Here is a 294-nt window from a genome sequence, read left to right as displayed (position 1 = left end):
GTCTCCTGGGAGGTCGCCCTCGGCGTGGGCGAGGACGTGTCGGGCCCGCACGCCGCGGACGCGGGGTTCACGGCGGAGGAGGCCATGGGCTGCTTCGCCGACGCCACCGCCTGGGAACAGCTCACCGAGCCGTTCCGCCGCTACCTCGCGGACGTGACCGCCGCCGGCTTCGGCGGCCCACCGGTCGGGCGGGACACCGAGGACCTCTGCGACGACCACTTCGAGCGCACCCGCGACGAGGCCCGCGGGGCCGACCTGTTGACCGTCTGCGTCCCGGAGGGCTGGGCACAGGTC

The 294-nt window shown here is 75.5% G+C and carries 1 pseudogene; it reads left to right on the top strand.

What is annotated here, in order from left to right:
- Positions 1–294: pseudogene (locus tag IE98_RS0141755) on the top strand (hypothetical protein); the annotation flags it as partial.

It is taken from the genome of Streptomyces sp. NRRL B-24484, assembly GCF_000717715.1.
In the GTDB taxonomy this organism is placed as follows: Bacteria; Actinomycetota; Actinomycetes; order Streptomycetales; family Streptomycetaceae; genus Kitasatospora.
Note: the sequence above shows the minus strand (reverse complement) of the source record. Positions and strands in the feature narration are given on the sequence as shown.